23 protein-coding genes are annotated in these 14,186 nt (G+C 41.0%); 16 read left to right on the plus strand and 7 right to left on the minus strand.

Annotation, left to right across the window (positions count from 1 at the left end):
- Positions 1-38 precede the first annotated feature (38 nt).
- Together AB4114_RS10860 and AB4114_RS10865 are read left to right on the plus strand one after the other, a co-directional pair.
- Positions 39-326 (plus strand): hypothetical protein, encoded by a 288-nt coding sequence (locus AB4114_RS10860; RefSeq protein WP_441988463.1) that lies wholly within the window; start codon positions 39-41, stop codon positions 324-326.
- 391 nt (positions 327-717) lie between these two features.
- Positions 718-1,245: an NUDIX hydrolase gene (locus AB4114_RS10865; protein ID WP_441988464.1), complete on the plus strand. Its 528-nt coding sequence runs from the start codon at positions 718-720 to the stop codon at positions 1,243-1,245.
- 8 nt (positions 1,246-1,253) lie between these two features.
- Here the strand turns inward: AB4114_RS10865 and AB4114_RS10870 are convergent, their stop codons facing one another.
- Together AB4114_RS10870 and AB4114_RS10875 are read right to left on the minus strand one after the other, a co-directional pair.
- Entirely contained in the window at positions 1,254-1,943 is a 690-nt protein-coding gene (locus tag AB4114_RS10870; RefSeq protein WP_441988465.1) for a LysR family transcriptional regulator substrate-binding protein, read from the minus strand.
- The gene (locus AB4114_RS10875) at positions 1,904-2,146 is read right to left on the minus strand and encodes a helix-turn-helix domain-containing protein (protein WP_441988732.1); all 243 of its coding nucleotides are present in this window, start codon (positions 2,144-2,146) and stop codon (positions 1,904-1,906) included. The genes AB4114_RS10870 and AB4114_RS10875 overlap by 40 nt, the downstream gene beginning before the upstream one ends.
- Before the next feature lie 8 nt (positions 2,147-2,154).
- On the opposite strand from AB4114_RS10875, the gene AB4114_RS10880 reads away from it, so the two are divergent.
- The 4 genes from AB4114_RS10880 (at position 2,155) to AB4114_RS10895 (ending at position 4,562) form a co-directional block, all read left to right on the plus strand.
- Positions 2,155-2,496 carry a tautomerase family protein gene (locus AB4114_RS10880; RefSeq protein WP_441988733.1) on the plus strand — a complete coding sequence of 114 codons (342 nt, stop codon included), beginning with the start codon at positions 2,155-2,157 and terminating at the stop codon, positions 2,494-2,496.
- Positions 2,493-2,825: a carboxymuconolactone decarboxylase family protein gene (locus AB4114_RS10885; protein WP_441988466.1), complete on the plus strand. Its 333-nt coding sequence runs from the start codon at positions 2,493-2,495 to the stop codon at positions 2,823-2,825. Before AB4114_RS10880 ends, AB4114_RS10885 begins: the two co-directional genes overlap by 4 nt.
- A gap of 144 nt (positions 2,826-2,969) precedes the next feature.
- The gene (locus AB4114_RS10890; RefSeq protein ID WP_441988467.1) at positions 2,970-4,052 is read left to right on the plus strand and encodes a Gfo/Idh/MocA family protein; all 1,083 of its coding nucleotides are present in this window, start codon (positions 2,970-2,972) and stop codon (positions 4,050-4,052) included.
- Between the two features lie 156 nt (positions 4,053-4,208).
- The gene (locus AB4114_RS10895) at positions 4,209-4,562 is read left to right on the plus strand and encodes a sigma factor (RefSeq protein ID WP_441988468.1); all 354 of its coding nucleotides are present in this window, start codon (positions 4,209-4,211) and stop codon (positions 4,560-4,562) included.
- 83 nt (positions 4,563-4,645) lie between these two features.
- On the opposite strand, the gene AB4114_RS10900 is transcribed toward AB4114_RS10895, so the two are convergent.
- Positions 4,646-5,149 carry a carboxymuconolactone decarboxylase family protein gene (locus AB4114_RS10900; RefSeq protein ID WP_441988469.1) on the minus strand — a complete coding sequence of 168 codons (504 nt, stop codon included), beginning with the start codon at positions 5,147-5,149 and terminating at the stop codon, positions 4,646-4,648.
- 179 nt (positions 5,150-5,328) lie between these two features.
- Here AB4114_RS10900 and AB4114_RS10905 point away from each other — a divergent pair, with 179 nt between their 5' ends.
- On the plus strand, positions 5,329-6,156 hold the full coding sequence (locus tag AB4114_RS10905; protein ID WP_441988734.1) for an ATP-dependent DNA ligase: 828 nt from the start codon (positions 5,329-5,331) through the stop codon (positions 6,154-6,156).
- A 256-nt stretch (positions 6,157-6,412) separates the two neighbouring features.
- On the opposite strand, the gene AB4114_RS10910 is transcribed toward AB4114_RS10905, so the two are convergent.
- Both AB4114_RS10910 and AB4114_RS10915 read right to left on the minus strand, forming a co-directional pair.
- Positions 6,413-7,540 carry a tyrosine-type recombinase/integrase gene (locus tag AB4114_RS10910; RefSeq protein ID WP_441988470.1) on the minus strand — a complete coding sequence of 376 codons (1,128 nt, stop codon included), beginning with the start codon at positions 7,538-7,540 and terminating at the stop codon, positions 6,413-6,415.
- 2 nt (positions 7,541-7,542) lie between these two features.
- Complete coding sequence (locus AB4114_RS10915; protein ID WP_441988471.1) at positions 7,543-7,758, minus strand: helix-turn-helix domain-containing protein; 216 nt, start codon at positions 7,756-7,758, stop codon at positions 7,543-7,545.
- Between the two features lie 463 nt (positions 7,759-8,221).
- On the opposite strand from AB4114_RS10915, the gene AB4114_RS10920 reads away from it, so the two are divergent.
- The 3 genes from AB4114_RS10920 to AB4114_RS10930 all read left to right on the plus strand — a co-directional run bounded on the left by AB4114_RS10920 (position 8,222) and on the right by AB4114_RS10930 (position 9,768).
- Complete coding sequence (locus AB4114_RS10920) at positions 8,222-8,542, plus strand: hypothetical protein (RefSeq protein ID WP_441988472.1); 321 nt, start codon at positions 8,222-8,224, stop codon at positions 8,540-8,542.
- A complete protein-coding gene (locus AB4114_RS10925; RefSeq protein ID WP_441988473.1) occupies positions 8,535-8,876 on the plus strand; it encodes a hypothetical protein in 342 nt (113 codons plus the stop codon). Before AB4114_RS10920 ends, AB4114_RS10925 begins: the two co-directional genes overlap by 8 nt.
- Positions 8,877-9,153: 277 nt before the next feature.
- The gene (locus AB4114_RS10930; RefSeq protein ID WP_441988474.1) at positions 9,154-9,768 is read left to right on the plus strand and encodes a hypothetical protein; all 615 of its coding nucleotides are present in this window, start codon (positions 9,154-9,156) and stop codon (positions 9,766-9,768) included.
- A 40-nt stretch (positions 9,769-9,808) separates the two neighbouring features.
- On the opposite strand, the gene AB4114_RS10935 is transcribed toward AB4114_RS10930, so the two are convergent.
- Positions 9,809-10,129 (minus strand): helix-turn-helix domain-containing protein, encoded by a 321-nt coding sequence (locus AB4114_RS10935; RefSeq protein ID WP_441988475.1) that lies wholly within the window; start codon positions 10,127-10,129, stop codon positions 9,809-9,811.
- Positions 10,130-10,227: 98 nt separating this feature from the next.
- Between AB4114_RS10935 and AB4114_RS10940 the strand changes: the two genes are divergently transcribed.
- Genes AB4114_RS10940 through AB4114_RS10965 form a run of 6 tightly spaced genes read left to right on the plus strand, consistent with a single transcriptional unit; the run spans position 10,228 to position 12,557 of the window.
- Complete coding sequence (locus AB4114_RS10940) at positions 10,228-10,425, plus strand: helix-turn-helix transcriptional regulator (protein WP_441988476.1); 198 nt, start codon at positions 10,228-10,230, stop codon at positions 10,423-10,425.
- A 53-nt stretch (positions 10,426-10,478) separates the two neighbouring features.
- Entirely contained in the window at positions 10,479-10,628 is a 150-nt protein-coding gene (locus tag AB4114_RS10945) for a DUF6011 domain-containing protein (RefSeq protein ID WP_441988477.1), read from the plus strand.
- A gap of 29 nt (positions 10,629-10,657) precedes the next feature.
- The gene (locus AB4114_RS10950) at positions 10,658-11,314 is read left to right on the plus strand and encodes an HNH endonuclease (RefSeq protein ID WP_441988478.1); all 657 of its coding nucleotides are present in this window, start codon (positions 10,658-10,660) and stop codon (positions 11,312-11,314) included.
- The gene (locus tag AB4114_RS10955; protein ID WP_441988479.1) at positions 11,289-11,537 is read left to right on the plus strand and encodes a hypothetical protein; all 249 of its coding nucleotides are present in this window, start codon (positions 11,289-11,291) and stop codon (positions 11,535-11,537) included. Before AB4114_RS10950 ends, AB4114_RS10955 begins: the two co-directional genes overlap by 26 nt.
- 13 nt (positions 11,538-11,550) lie before the next feature.
- Positions 11,551-12,108, plus strand: a complete 558-nt coding sequence (locus AB4114_RS10960) for a dUTP diphosphatase (protein WP_441988480.1) — start codon at positions 11,551-11,553, stop codon at positions 12,106-12,108.
- 2 nt (positions 12,109-12,110) lie between these two features.
- Complete coding sequence (locus AB4114_RS10965) at positions 12,111-12,557, plus strand: hypothetical protein (protein ID WP_441988481.1); 447 nt, start codon at positions 12,111-12,113, stop codon at positions 12,555-12,557.
- Positions 12,558-12,924: 367 nt separating this feature from the next.
- Here the strand turns inward: AB4114_RS10965 and AB4114_RS10970 are convergent, their stop codons facing one another.
- Positions 12,925-13,407 carry a CBO0543 family protein gene (locus AB4114_RS10970; protein WP_441988482.1) on the minus strand — a complete coding sequence of 161 codons (483 nt, stop codon included), beginning with the start codon at positions 13,405-13,407 and terminating at the stop codon, positions 12,925-12,927.
- Positions 13,408-14,186: the final 779 nt, after the last annotated feature.

The raw sequence follows: 14,186 nt of genomic DNA on the forward strand, positions 1-14,186 counted from the left end.
ATGACTGTCAAGGTACTATTTTAAATAAAATACCTTGTTTGATCAGACTGCCAAAAAATAAGGAAAGAGTGCCGCTCAAACGCATTCTGCAGGGGGAAGCCGAGGCGGCGTTACGCGAGTTGCAAATTGCAGGCCTGGACGAAGGGCCGCAGCATCCGAGCTCTTGGCGGAACGCATCGGACGGCGAGTGGAAGCTGATCGTGGAGTTGAACCGTCCAGATCGGCTGTATCACCTGACCAGTGATCCTTGGGAGACCCGGAACGTGGCGGAGGATCATCCAGAGGTGACGGAGAGGCTGAAGGCTGAGCTGCACGGATATCTATAGGGAAAAATGTGAAGGAGCTGTAGCGCGTTGGCGCTTAGCTCCTTTGTTGTACATATGTACATTGTTGCAGAATCGCCTGACGCTGCGCGTTGGAAGCTTGTAATAGGTCAAAGATGCGAATGTACACTTATTTTCGGGAGAAACGGCGGCACATCGATAAATACGTGCAAAAGAGCATCCTTTTGGGCCGTAAAGGGCCAAATGGAGGCGTGTAGGCCGAAATGGTTGCACTTTCGCACGTATTTCCGTTTGAGAAGTTCATGCGCGGAAATAGGTTGCACTTTTGCACTTTCACCACCAGTACGCGTAACAACAACTGATTTCACACACGCAAAATGTAATCAATAGCTTATAATGATGTGAAATAAGTACTTTAATGGGGGCTGATTTTGTGCAACTGATCATAAGGATTACAGATAACGATATCCTAGGAAGTGCGCCTGAATTCCTAGATACCATCTCTCGATACGGATCAAGAGGTATTTTAGTAGATAGTCAGTCAAATGTCGCCATGATGTATATGTCCAAAACGAACCTGTACAAGCTGCCTGGTGGTGGTGTAGATGAAGGAGAAGAAGCAAAGGAAGCCTTTCTACGTGAAATCCAGGAAGAGACGGGTTATGAAGCTGAAATCCTCCATGAATTGGGGTATATCGAAGAGCATAAAAACAGAAACAAGTTTTTTCAATTCTCCTACTGTTATATCGCAAAAGCGAAAGTTAGCTTCCGCGATACCAAGCTTACTGAAAACGAGATCCAGCTAGGCATGGCCGTTGCGTGGATGTCATTAGATCAAGCGCTGGCCGTGATGCAGGAGTCGATGCTAACTTGTACCGATTACTCATCCAAATTCATGCTTTTACGAGATAAGACGATACTTGAAGAGGCCGCGCGCCTATTAACTGAAGAGGCTGTGTAGAAGGACACTCAGGAGCTGGTTACTCCCTTTTTCAAAAGTTGTAAAAACAATTGCTTATGTGAGAAAGGGGCCGTATGCTGCCCACGAAGCATCAAGATCCCGATGGGGATGACAGGTTCATCCCATGCCACATCAATTCTCACCACTTCCGGGATCAAAGGAGTCGAATCCAGAACGAAGCCCACTGCCAGCGTTCCTTTTGCAAAATGGGGGATGGCTGAAATTTGGTTTATGGTATGAAAATGGGGAAGCGTTACTTCGTAATGAGATAGTAACTTTGTTATTTGTGAATAATAGAGACAGGTGGGTCCCCCTGAGATGATGGGGTAATGAAGAAGCTCACGGAAAGTAACGTGATTTCGTTCCAGCAGTGGATGACTTCGATCAACGACAATTGTCATTTTCTCTTGATAAAGCGGCTCGAAAAAGAATGGCAACGAATCGGACGGTTCGCCGCAAATTGCGAATTCGAGCTCTTTTTTGATAATCGCTTGTGATAATGCATCGGTATTCCCCACCGTGAATTGACAGGAGATTCGTGGCTTCTGTTCGTGAAATAGCCGCATGGTAGTAGGAAGTAACGTCTGCATGGCAGATTCAATTCCGCCTACGTGCAAGTTGCCGATCTCATCTTGCTGCAAAGCTTTGGTCAGATTGGTCACGTCGGTCCAATGTTGAATGAGTTTATCAATCTCCAACGCGAAAAGTTTCCCTGCGCTCTCGTCAGTTCTACGTCCCATCCCCGGTTGAATAGTTGTACCCCAATTTCCTTCTCCAATCGTTGCATTTGGTTCGATATTGTAGATTGTGCATAATTTAATTTCTCCGCTGCACGAGAGAACGTCCCCTCTTTAAGAATGGTTTGAAAAGTGATACGAGCACCAATATGATCGTAACAAATTAGGACAGATCAGCCGAATTATCGGAAGCGCGTTGGTGGAGTACTTCAACGTTCCGGAAGACGATGTTTTTCAAGTATTTCATTCTCATAAGGAAGGTGACTTCTATTATAGTCCTAGCTATCTAGGTGTCGAACGAAGCGATGGACTGCTCTACTTTCAAATAACACTGAAATCAGGGAGAACGACTTCGCAGAAGAAAGGTTTTTATAGCGAGCTAGCTGAACAATTATCCAATCAACTTCCTATGCGGAAAGAAGATGTATTTGTTGTACTGATGGATAACGAATTTGAGGATTGGTCATTCGGTAACGGAGAAGCACAGATGCTCAAGATCGGTTGTGACCTATGACTCATCGGAAAATAGTGTCTACCTCAAGGGAAGCCTACGGTGAAATCGCGCCAGCATTCGTTGCATACTCAGAAGACGTGCTTTTCGGAGATTTGTGGCGAAGGGAGCAGCTTTCTCTTCGGGATCGAAGCTTAGTCACCATTGCGGTGCTGATAGCGGGAGGAATGACAGAACAACTACCATATCACTTGCGGTGGGCTATAGAGAATGGCCTAAGCACAGAAGAATTAGTAGAAGCAATTACGCATATGGCCTTCTATGCAGGATGGCCTCGAGCTGCTTCGGCTCTTGGTATTGTACAGGGGATTAGCGAGTCGATAGAACGGTGATTTGGCGAATGTCGCAATCTTACACTTCCGATGGCATCAATATGAACTAAAAAAACGTCCTTCTCTATGCTATTGTCAAATTGTATAGAAATGAAGCGGAAGTTCGGACTTCATACACTTTCATAGAGAGAAGGATTGACGAGAATGAGCAAAAAGCTGCGTATTGGGATAATCGGAACTGGGGGCATTGCCAGAGCCCATATATCTGCGTATAAGAAGCTTGACTATGTAGAGATTGTAGGTGTGGCCGATGTAATCCCAGGCAAGGCGTCAGCATTCGCGAAAACGGAAGGATTAACGGAAGCTGCTTCATTTGATAGCCATACGGATTTATTGCGCTTAGATTTGGATGGGGTTAGTATTTGTACGCCAAACGTTTCACATCACGTAACGACCGTGGATTCTCTGCGCGCAGGAAAGAACGTGTTACTTGAGAAACCGATGTCGGTGACACTTCAAGAAGGTATCGATATGACACAAGCGGCGAATGAGAGCGGGAAGATGCTAACACTCGGTTTCCAGCCTCGCTATGATCCGAATATGAAGCTGCTGCAAACGATTGTGCAATCAGGACGTCTTGGCAATGTCTATTATGTAGAGACGGGAGGCGGGCGTCGTCGGGGTATGCCAGGCGGAACATTCATCAGTAAACAGCTCGCCGGAGCAGGCGCGATGGCGGATATTGGTTGTTACTCGCTAGATATGGCGCTTAATACGCTTGGATATCCTCGTCCGCTAACGGTGTCCGCATTTACGTCTAACCATTTCGGCACGAACTCCCTGTACCATCCGGAAGCGAGCAAGTTCGAAGTCGAAGATTTCGGGGTTGCGATGGTGCGCTTCGAGAATGATCTTGTGCTGCAATTCAAAATATCGTGGGCGATGCACATGGATACCCTTGGAGCAACGATGTTTCTCGGTACGGATGCGGGTCTTAAAGTGACTCCGGCTGGTGCTGGGCCGTGGTCAGGGGTATGGGATGGCTCCGTAGGTTCCATCACGCTATTCCATGATGAATTCGGCGGACATACAGCGACGCCAGTTCCGCTTGTCGAGCATAAATTGAATCTGTTCGATCAGAAAGTACATGATTTTGCCGAAGCGGTTCGGGATGGTCGACCAGCCCCAATTCCTGGTGAGCAAATTCTAATCCAGCAAGCGATTATTGACGGCGTACTGCGCTCCGCGGCGGCCCGTCGTGAAGTATCGGTGGAGTTGCCTCACTGAAAGTGATATATGCGATATAAGGAAAAGCAGCCAATGGTGGCTGTTTTTTTATTTCAAGATTCATGTCACAGATGGACAACGCCAGTTGTCTTATCAGAGACGCATGTTTTTGTCAGATTGGCTGAAGTTTCACTTTAGGAATGAAGGAGGGTTATTATGCAAAGTTTCACAAAGGACCAACCTACAACGAGTATGGAAGATTTGTATACAACCTATAAGCCTCATTTGTTTGCCATTGCATACCGAATGCTTGGTTCTAGATCAGATGCAGAAGATATGGTGCAAGATTTGTTCATAAGTATTCATGGACATCTCAATGAGAATATTCATATTACCAAGTCTTATTTAAGCAAAATGATGGTCAACCGATGCTTGAATGAATTAAAGTCAGCGAGAAAAAGGAGAATTAGCTATGTGGGGAATTGGCTGCCTGAACCAACCGTTCAGCTAGGGGAGGATCGTAGATGTATCCTCACCCAAGCAGGCAAGTCCATCCACCCGTCTGGTTGAAGAAAAGGAACTGGTGACACGATTCATTTCATCGATTTCGAATGGTAACATTCAATCCTTGGTGGATATGTTAACAGAGGATGTCATCCTGATTGCAGATGGTGGGGGGAACTCAAACCAGCTTTCGTTAGTCCAAATGCTGCATCTGCCGAACCTGGTACGTTCTTGAAAGCGACATTGATGCGATTCCAAGCATTAATAGCCATGACGGAGAAAGTTAGATCTGAGATTTCTTTTTCAGAGAATAGACCGCGAACGCGATCATACAATTCGTCCGGCACACCATGTTCAGGAAGCTTAGTCAGAATCTCTGTCCAAGCCAGTGCTACCCGCTCGCGCGGTGTAAACAACGTGGATTCACGCCATATGGCAATGTGGTAGAGGCGAAGTTCGCCTTCCCCATGGATCTTCGCTTGCTTGACGTGCATGTCTAGACAGAACCCACAACCATTCATTTGCGAAGCACGGATGTGAACAAGATCAAGAATCTTCTCTTCAATGGCACTATCGTGTTCGGCGTTGCTGAATTCCAGCATTTTTTTGAAAAGCTCAGGTGATTGCTGCATATAATTTAAACGTTGTGTCATCAGTGATTACCTCCAATTTTTTTGTGACACTTATAAGACAATTGAGGGCATTCATGTGTGACATCAAAGCGAATAAATTTTTTATTGTTTACCGTGGGAAACAGTTACCAATAGGCAGAAGGTTCATAGTGAAGTATCATTTAAATCAGGGTGATAATAACATGTTCATTTCTCCTATGATGTTGTACAATGCCAAAAATAATCAGCCATTTTACAGTAAGAATCATATTGCGGAATTAAAATTAGATGGTTTACGATGTATTCTTTCTCATATGGATAAACTGTATGTATATACGAGACACAATGACTTAATAACGCATAAATTCCCTGAGCTATTAAGATGCCCTATACCGGAAGGCACCATACTTGATGGTGAATTAGTCGTGTTGGATGATCAAGGGAAACCTGATTTTGAAGCGATGTCCGCACGGTTTTTATCTAAGAAAAATAAGAAACCTGTGGTTTTTTGTGCTTTTGACATTTTGCGATACAAGGGAATTGATGTCACKGGTTTAAGTTTGCTTAAGCGTAAAGAGCTGTTGGAGCAGGCTTTTACTGAGAATGAGAACTATAAAAAGATTGAAATGTTCGAGGGGAATGCCAAAGACTATTTTGAGCACGTTCGCGGCCGCGGGCTTGAGGGCATTATCATGAAATCCACAAAAGAGAATTCCACTTACGAAATAAACAAACGCTCCATCCGCTGGCAAAAAGTAATTAATTGGACGTACGCCGATGTGTACATTTCTGGATATAGGAAAAATAATTTTGCTTTACTGGCCTCTATTGATGCAGCAGATGGGTCCAAGTTACCAGTAGGAATCATTGAGTCCGGCGTATCACCAATCCACAAAAAAGCGATAGAAAGCGTGCAAAAACGCTTAGTCTTCAAGGAAGACAAGAATTTCGCCTATATGGAGCCGCGGATTATGGCGAGGGTAAAAACTAGAAGCTGGACCCAAAGCGGGAGACTGCGTTCACCGGAATTTATAGAATTTGTTATTTAATTAGAGACTGAAATCACCAGGGAAGATGAGGTGATTTCAGTCTTTTTTCATTTATACGGTTGCCAACTAAACTGTAACCTGATAGTATACACTTAATCGAATATGAACCTTCGGGGCAGGACTATTATGTTCTTCCATTAGAAAAGGCTGAAACCCTTATATATCAACGGGTTTCAGCCTTTTATTTTGTTCGTGAAGTCAACTTGGTAGGTTTTTTGGTAGGAAACTTCAAATAACCAAACGAACTCAAAGGAAACTACGTGAGCATTTTCTCTAAGTTCTTAACTGCATCAGCCTGGATGTTAGGCATCATATGTGAGTAAGTATCCAATGTTACTTTGATCGATGAGTGGCCCAATAACTCTTGTACAATTTTTGGGTGAGTGCCAGCACTTAAAAGCAAAGATGCGCATGTGTGTCTTAAATCGTGGAATCTGATTGGGCGAACGGTGGTCTTTTCCAATCTCCTTATCCAAAACTTATGGAAGTTACTCCAGCTAACAGGTCGTCCATCTTTGCCGCAGACCACTAGATCATGATCCTTGTACTTGTCTTTTGCTTCCCATTTTTCTTGAATAATTACAGTTCTGTGCTTTCGTAGTTCAGCAACAACAATGGGAGGGATTGAGATAGATCGGTTACCTGCCAAAGTCTTAGCTCCATCTTTAATTTTGCTTTTAAAGGCGAGAATCTGACTAATTCGCAATTGCCCGTTTTCGAGATCAACATCCTTCCAACGTAATCCAAGTATCTCTCCGCGGCGCATACCGGTGTAGATCGCGAGAATGAATAGAATCTTTTGACGATGTTCGAAGCTGTTTAAAAACTCCTTAGTCTCTTCTTTGGTCCAATAATCTACATTCGCCTTTTTAGCCTGAGGTTTCGATCCTTTGTCTAACAGAGTGAAAGGGTCTCTGATAATATACTCTTTCTGAACAGCTGCTTTGAAAGATGTTTGAACAAGATTATAAATTTTCTTTATCGTTCCGCCAGCTAACTTCTTGCCGTTTGCTAATACTTTTTCTTGAAGAGTTTTTATGAGTAGTTCAATATGATTAACCTTTACTTTCTGCAAAGGGATGTTTCCAATCACAGGTAGTATGTGGTTTTTGAGATGACCTTCATTGACATATCTTGTTTGCTCAGATATGTCCTGTTTTGCCTCTAACCAGTTGTTCGCGTACTCAGCATATAGCATTGTAGAAGGATCGATGTAACTACCCTTTTCCCACGCAACTCTCGCTTCCCTTTCAGCAGCACGACATTCTGTCTTTCCTGTGAATCCACGTTTCTTTATTGTCTTACGATCACCATTTGTGTCTTTAACTTCAAATGCGTAGTAGTAGTGCGTTTTACCGCCCTTCTGATACTCATACATTGGCATTTTTATTCACCAGCCTTAGGAGGAGTATGTATCAGTATCTCGTCTAGATTGCATTCAAGGGCATTACATAATTTATCTAATGTTTCAAAATCGACGCGCTTAGCGCGGCCGTGATATAGTTCTGCGACAGTATTACGAGCAAGGCCAGTCATTTCAATTACATCAGATATTTTAAGGCGTTTTCTGCCCATTACTTCACTTAACTTATTATTAATCAATTCGAATCACACCTTTCATAAATAAAATAATAACAAAGATAATTAAAATCATCAACATGTTGGTTAAAATTGTTGACTAATTGATTATTATGTTGTACATTATAATCAACAAGGTGATCAAAACGATTAAGAAGTTAATTGATGGGAGTGGTATTGAATGGGAAATCTAATTCGCGCTAGGGTTTATGAGGTTCAATATGGTGGATCTGTAATGCCTTATGTATGTTATTTCAAAGACGAATCAGAGATTAATGAATTCATTGAAAAAACTGGCTTTCGTGTTGAAATACTTACATRACCCGCAACACATCATTTGGAGGACCGATCACTCCGCAGCGCCAGGCGTTCAAGTTTGCATTAAAACGTAATGAGGCGCTGCACCGCCGCGGGTTACTCAAGTTGCATATGGAGCAGAAGTGGAAGCGTAGGATGAGGGAAATAAATGATGAGGAGCGTGGCCAGAATGGATTTCAATTTTGAAGAGTTAGCAGAAAATACTTCTCCTGAGTTTGTTGCTCATATTAAGAGTGAAATGATGGGGGATAAGTATCAATCCAAGATTCTGAAATATGAAGTAGAAAGAGATGATGAGCGCTCCTTTCAGATCATGGTTCTAGAAGCGTGGCTTGCAGATCCAGATCGTCCGCAAAATATTGCACGCACAGTATTAACCTTTACATTCTTCCGAAAGCATAAATCTTTTGAGACTAGATTTAGCCAAACGATTGGCATGATGGAACATTATATTAAGTGGGCGAATGAGGAGGTTAGAGATAATGCTTAGAACAGCTGTTAATTTAATTCTAAAACCATTTGGATATGCCCTCACTGATCCAACGGATGTTAGAAGAGTTTCCGTAGATAAAGCATCCAAAGATTTATTAATCAAATGTGCAAGATGTTCTTCCGGTAAGATGGAAGGGGAGTTCATAAAGCATCCACCAGTAGAAAAACGTTTCACTTTAAACTGTAACAATTGTCTTGAGGAAGAAACATTTTTACTTACTGCTAAACAATGGAGGACCACATATACTTACACTCTCTTATCTGTTTCGTTTAATTTCTACACAATAGATGATAAAGGTAAATGGAAATGGATCGGAAATATAACTCATTGAATGTGTTATAATCAGCTAAGATGAACTTTTAGGAGCGTGTGATTTAGTGGTCAATTTAGGCAATTACGTATCAGCAGCTTTCATCGTTTGTGCAATATTGATTTTCGTAGGAGTTAATAAGGATCAAATTGTCGTCTCGACAATAGGGTTAATTGGCATGGCCTTGTCTATCATCACTGGATACATAAACTTCAGAGTAGTCAGCAAGAAGCTCGATAAACAATCCAGGGATGAAGCAAAACAAATGGGGATTATATAAAAAGGGGAGTAAAAAGCATTGTCTTGGATTACAAACGAAACATTTTGGAAGATTGCGACACCTATTATTACGTTTTCCTTGGGTTCATTGTTTAGCTACTTCCTTGCTAAAAGACAGGTGAGAGTAAACCTTAGGGCGATGCCACATATAGATAACTTATACTTACCTATACCTTTCGATGAGACGTATTATAAAGTAAAAGAAAATACTAAATTGTATGTAGTTGGAGATTACGATGATGTTAGGGGACCAGAAGCAATCTACTTGAGAGTTACCAATCTGGGACCAGGTCATATGGTAAACTGTAAGGTGAGAATAACGGTTAACATGGAAGGACATAACGAAGACTTGCGATTCAATGTTAACGTTCCGATCATTTCAAAAGATGAATATGTTTTAATTCCTGTAGTTGATAAAGCTATGAGTGGAAGGAAATGTCTAGTTACCGAGACGATGATTAACTACTACACACAATTAGGTGAAAAATTTTATTTTGAGGAAAAGACAACTAAAATAGATAATAAGTCAATAATCTCAACTAAAGTAATTTTAAATGATATATTTCTTGATAAAACAATACTTGAATTCGAAGGTGAAAATAACACCTTTATCCACCTGAATAGCAAGAAATAGTAATTATAAACAGTCGCTCATTTGAGCGGCTGTTTATTTTTCACCTTTTATTAAATGCCTCTAGGAAAGCCTCGATAAACTTCAATTGCTCATCTGAAAATGCATTTTTATCAAAACTCAAAACAGCATCATTTGGAACGTATGCAGGCATAAGTTCATCCGTCCTACACAGTAGATAGTCAGAACTAACCCCGAACAGATCACATAACTTATTTAGCTTATCTATGCTAGGGCTCCGTGTATCTCCCTCGTAATTCTTGATTAGTGGCAATGATACGTCAAGTTTCTCTGCAAGCTCTGGTTGTGTCCAACCTAGCTGCATCCTCAGCTTTTTGACTCGCTTACCAAAAGTGGAATTCAAATAGATCGCTCCCTTATTTTTGTTTGACAGTACACAATTAGCATACTATAATTGGAAATAAGAATACAATAAGCATACCATTAATGAGGTGATAAATTTTGAGAATAAAATTAAAGGAACTCAGAACTTCAAAGAAAATGACACAAGAACAAGCAGCTGAAGCTCTGAATATTTCTTTGATTTACGTGAAAAACCTTGAAAGTGGCACTCGATCACCATCTCTGAAAATGGCTCAAAAAATCGCTGTTACATTTGGTTGTGCTTCAATTGATGAAATCCTTTTGAAGGATGCTTAAAGTATACCACAGGTAAGGAAAAATGTCCTTACCAAAGAAAGTTGGTAAATCTAATGGAAGGTAATAAGGAATATTCTCATTGTTTAATCTGCCGCAGAAAGCTATCGAACGAAAAATACCGTAAGACTGGTATCGGGCCAGTATGTTTAAAGAAATACCAAAAGAAATTCATCAAGAAGATTGTGCAGATCGAATTGTTCTAAAAATTCGAATTTGTAGGTGATAAATATTGATGTTCCCCAAACCTACCCCAAATGAAAAAGAGAAGAAACCCTATAACAGCCTACAGGGACGTAAAAAAGGAAAGCGTGAACTCCCCGAATGGAAACAAAACTTATTTTCTCATCATGAATCCAAACCAAGCAAAGCAGATCGAGCAGAGTTTCCTAAGTCAGTTGTAAAGGCAGCTACAGAACGCTCACAAGGCGTTTGCCAGTATTGCAAGCAAGCTGAGTGTAAAACTACTCACCATGTATTCGGAAGAGGCAGAGGAGGGCGTGGAGTCCTCAGTAATGCTTATAGAGCATGCGGCAACTGTCACATTAAAATCGAAGGAAATGATGAATTAAAGAATTCAATCATTGATGAGTACCGGATTCTATATGGTGAATACTTCTGGTTTGATGAACAGGACTGGGAAGAATTCAACCTTAAACAATTATCAGTTTCAAGGGCAGAGAGTGCACAAAAGGAACGGATGCAACGGATAGAGCCAGTTGTAGAAATACTTTCTTCCGCCGCGGGGAGAACTTTAAAGGCTGGTGAGATCCGTTTGTTAGACGGAATGAATGAAAAGGATATTGCTATTATTTCTAACCTTGTATCTGATGTTGTCGATAAGCTAGCAAGTGTTTACAAGTCACATGGCTACGGTCATTTCAATGATTAAAACGAAACTTGCTTATGAGAAGAGTCAATCTGAGGTAATTCTACTTCCACAGATTGAAATACATGGTCGGATATACAGAGCATCCAACATCAGGAAGAACGGTAGCGGTAGGAAGTGGGCAGAAGTGGATTATTGGACAGAGGGACGCGGCTGGCGTGAGGTTCATAACTGGGATCGGATAGAGAAAGTGGCTACATTACTTTGGAGTCAAAGAAATCATTAGGGAGAGTGATTGGATGAACTTAACAAGAATGTACGATATGCAAAAAATACTGGATGCAAAGATCATCAAGGAAAAAGGTTTACAGGACATGGATAGGTTGCCTTACTTAGTTTTGGCTCTTCAGGTGGAGCTTGGCGAGTGCGCGAATGAATGGCGCGGGTTTAAGTATTGGAGCAGCCGGAAGTCGCCAAAGATGTTACCGCAAGAGGAATGCAATTATTGCGAAGAACAGGTCGATTTCACGCGGCCAAGCCCATTTATGGCCGATTATAATGCCAATATGTGCAAACAATGCTGGGATATGACCAAAAATGAATATGCAGCATCAAATGGCGAATACATTCCCGCTTTTGAAGAGTACCCTCACTTTCCAGTAAAGGTTCCCCAAAAAATGCGGTTGTTTTGGACTATTGGGAGTTTCGATGATGATCATAACGAAGGGGATTACATGCGTATTTGCTCTCAATTCTTAGGTCTTGGAGAAATGCTTGGTTTCACCTGGGAACAAATCGAGAAAGCGTACATGGATAAAAACGCAGTCAATCATGAGCGGCAATCTAACGGGTATTGATCATGGACAAAATGAAGCTGTTACCATATGAGGTCCCTATCTACGAAGGCATTAAGGCTGGGAAAAAAATATCGCAGATAGCAGGTGAGCAAAACGAGGAAAATGGATCTACATTCGCGCGTGTGAAAAGAATGATTGATTTAGGATTTATGACTCGTGAAGGTCAGCCAAAGAAATATAAGTACCATGTAGTTGATAAACCTTACGTTGTTGTAGAGATCAGAAAAACGGAAGATATAAATATACCGACCTTTGAAGATAAGTATTTAAATGATTTAGTCAATGTATCACTAAGTGAAGAGAACTTAAGGTTTTTGCGTGAAAATAAGGATTTACTGAGTAGATCCCAGTTGGCTGAAAAGCTAGGGATCAGCAAGCTTGAATTAAACCAGGTCATGAATAAAACGGGTATTGTGCAGAAAAGGAAATCAAATGGTGATGGAACATAATGAATATTGAAGGACATGAGGTGAAAAATGACTGTACTTTCCTTACCGAAGTATCCATGCTCCTTCTGCCGAAAGAATGAAGCTACTCAGTTTTGCGATTTTGTAATTGATTATGCAAGTATTATATTTCGCTCACCTCGTGATGGAGGAATCATTCCACCGCATCCCACAACTTGTGACAATCAATTATGCAAAGAGTGTGTAATCCAGTACAACGGACACGGGTTTTGTCCAACGTGCAACAAGCTGCATGAATACATTAAGTCTCATCACGATAGAAAGCCAGGGCGAATGATGACGGATATCGTGTTTGGTAGAAATGAAAAATCATGAATATTTAAGTTACAAATTATTTGGAATCGAATCGCTACAGGTCCTCGGCGTACATTTTCTTGATTTTCTTAAAAAACCACAAGTAGTACCAGTAAGAAAGTAATAGAGTGATTGTTATTGAGAGGAAGCTCATATACCATGTCCAATTTATGTATTTAATCAAGTCTGTGCGCTTCTCTAGAAAAATCTCAATTATTGTCATTATTGTTGGAAAGCTAAGAGTATAAATCGTTTTTATAAACCACGATTTCTCACGAGGGAAATGAACGTTAAATATGGCACTTATAGCAGGGAAAACGAAAAACTCAAAGGTAAAACTTGCTTTGTATACAACGCTAAGAAAACCAACAGGGTATTCAATTAATCTTCCCTTAACAACTAAGGTACCAAATAACCAAGTTGGTACTTGCATGAACAAAAAACTTACTTGTGCTTTAATCAAATTTTTCCTTCTGATAAAAATCACCAGGAGAATAGCAGTAATTATCCAAACTAAGTAAAGAATAATCGTATCCATAGTTAGTTAATAGTCCCCTATATATTTTCTAAATATAATTATGCTCATAATTACAGAGTGATAATCATTTAAAAATAATGATGCTAATTCATGGCAAAAAATTCATTAGAAATTCATGAGAAATAACCAACGCCTTGAATATTGAAGATCATAAAAAAACACCCCCGCAGGAAGAGGTGTTTAGAAGGGGGAATGAAGCAGTGAAGCATTATTAGTATATTCCAAATATTGGTATATGTTCTAGGTGATGTCCCTGATGATCAACTCGTGCTATTGCAACAGAATGATCGACAACCGCAAGATGAAATAAATTCTGCGAGGGTGGTTGTAATGAGTTTGGTACAGTCTACATTGTTTCCAGTAGCATCAATTGAGGAGATTGAGAGGGCAAAACAAATCGTCCTGGTTGATTACAGAAAAGCAAAGCTGATTGTAGAGGACTTGGAAAGAAACAATTCAACACACATTAAATCTTACAGAGAGTATAAGAAGCTTACACATGATGTGGAGAGAGCGGTAGCCCTGATCATGAATGATCGGATAAGGAAGCTGATCATTAATAGATGCTTGAAGGGTGTATCTCGTCCCAGAACTATCGAACTCTTTAACGACAGATGTGAGCGTACAATCGACCGAAACATATACGAAGGTATTGAATCAATCGCAAATACGTTTAAAATTTGGCAAGAATGAACGTTCCGAAAATGTCTGTAGCGTGTCCGCAAAGTGTCGGTGGTTCGGGATTAAAGTAGGTATTACAAGAGCTTAACTGCTCCGGT

The sequence above is a fragment of the Paenibacillus sp. 2RAB27 genome (genome assembly GCF_052115445.1).
Lineage (GTDB): Bacteria > Bacillota > Bacilli > Paenibacillales > NBRC-103111 > Paenibacillus_E.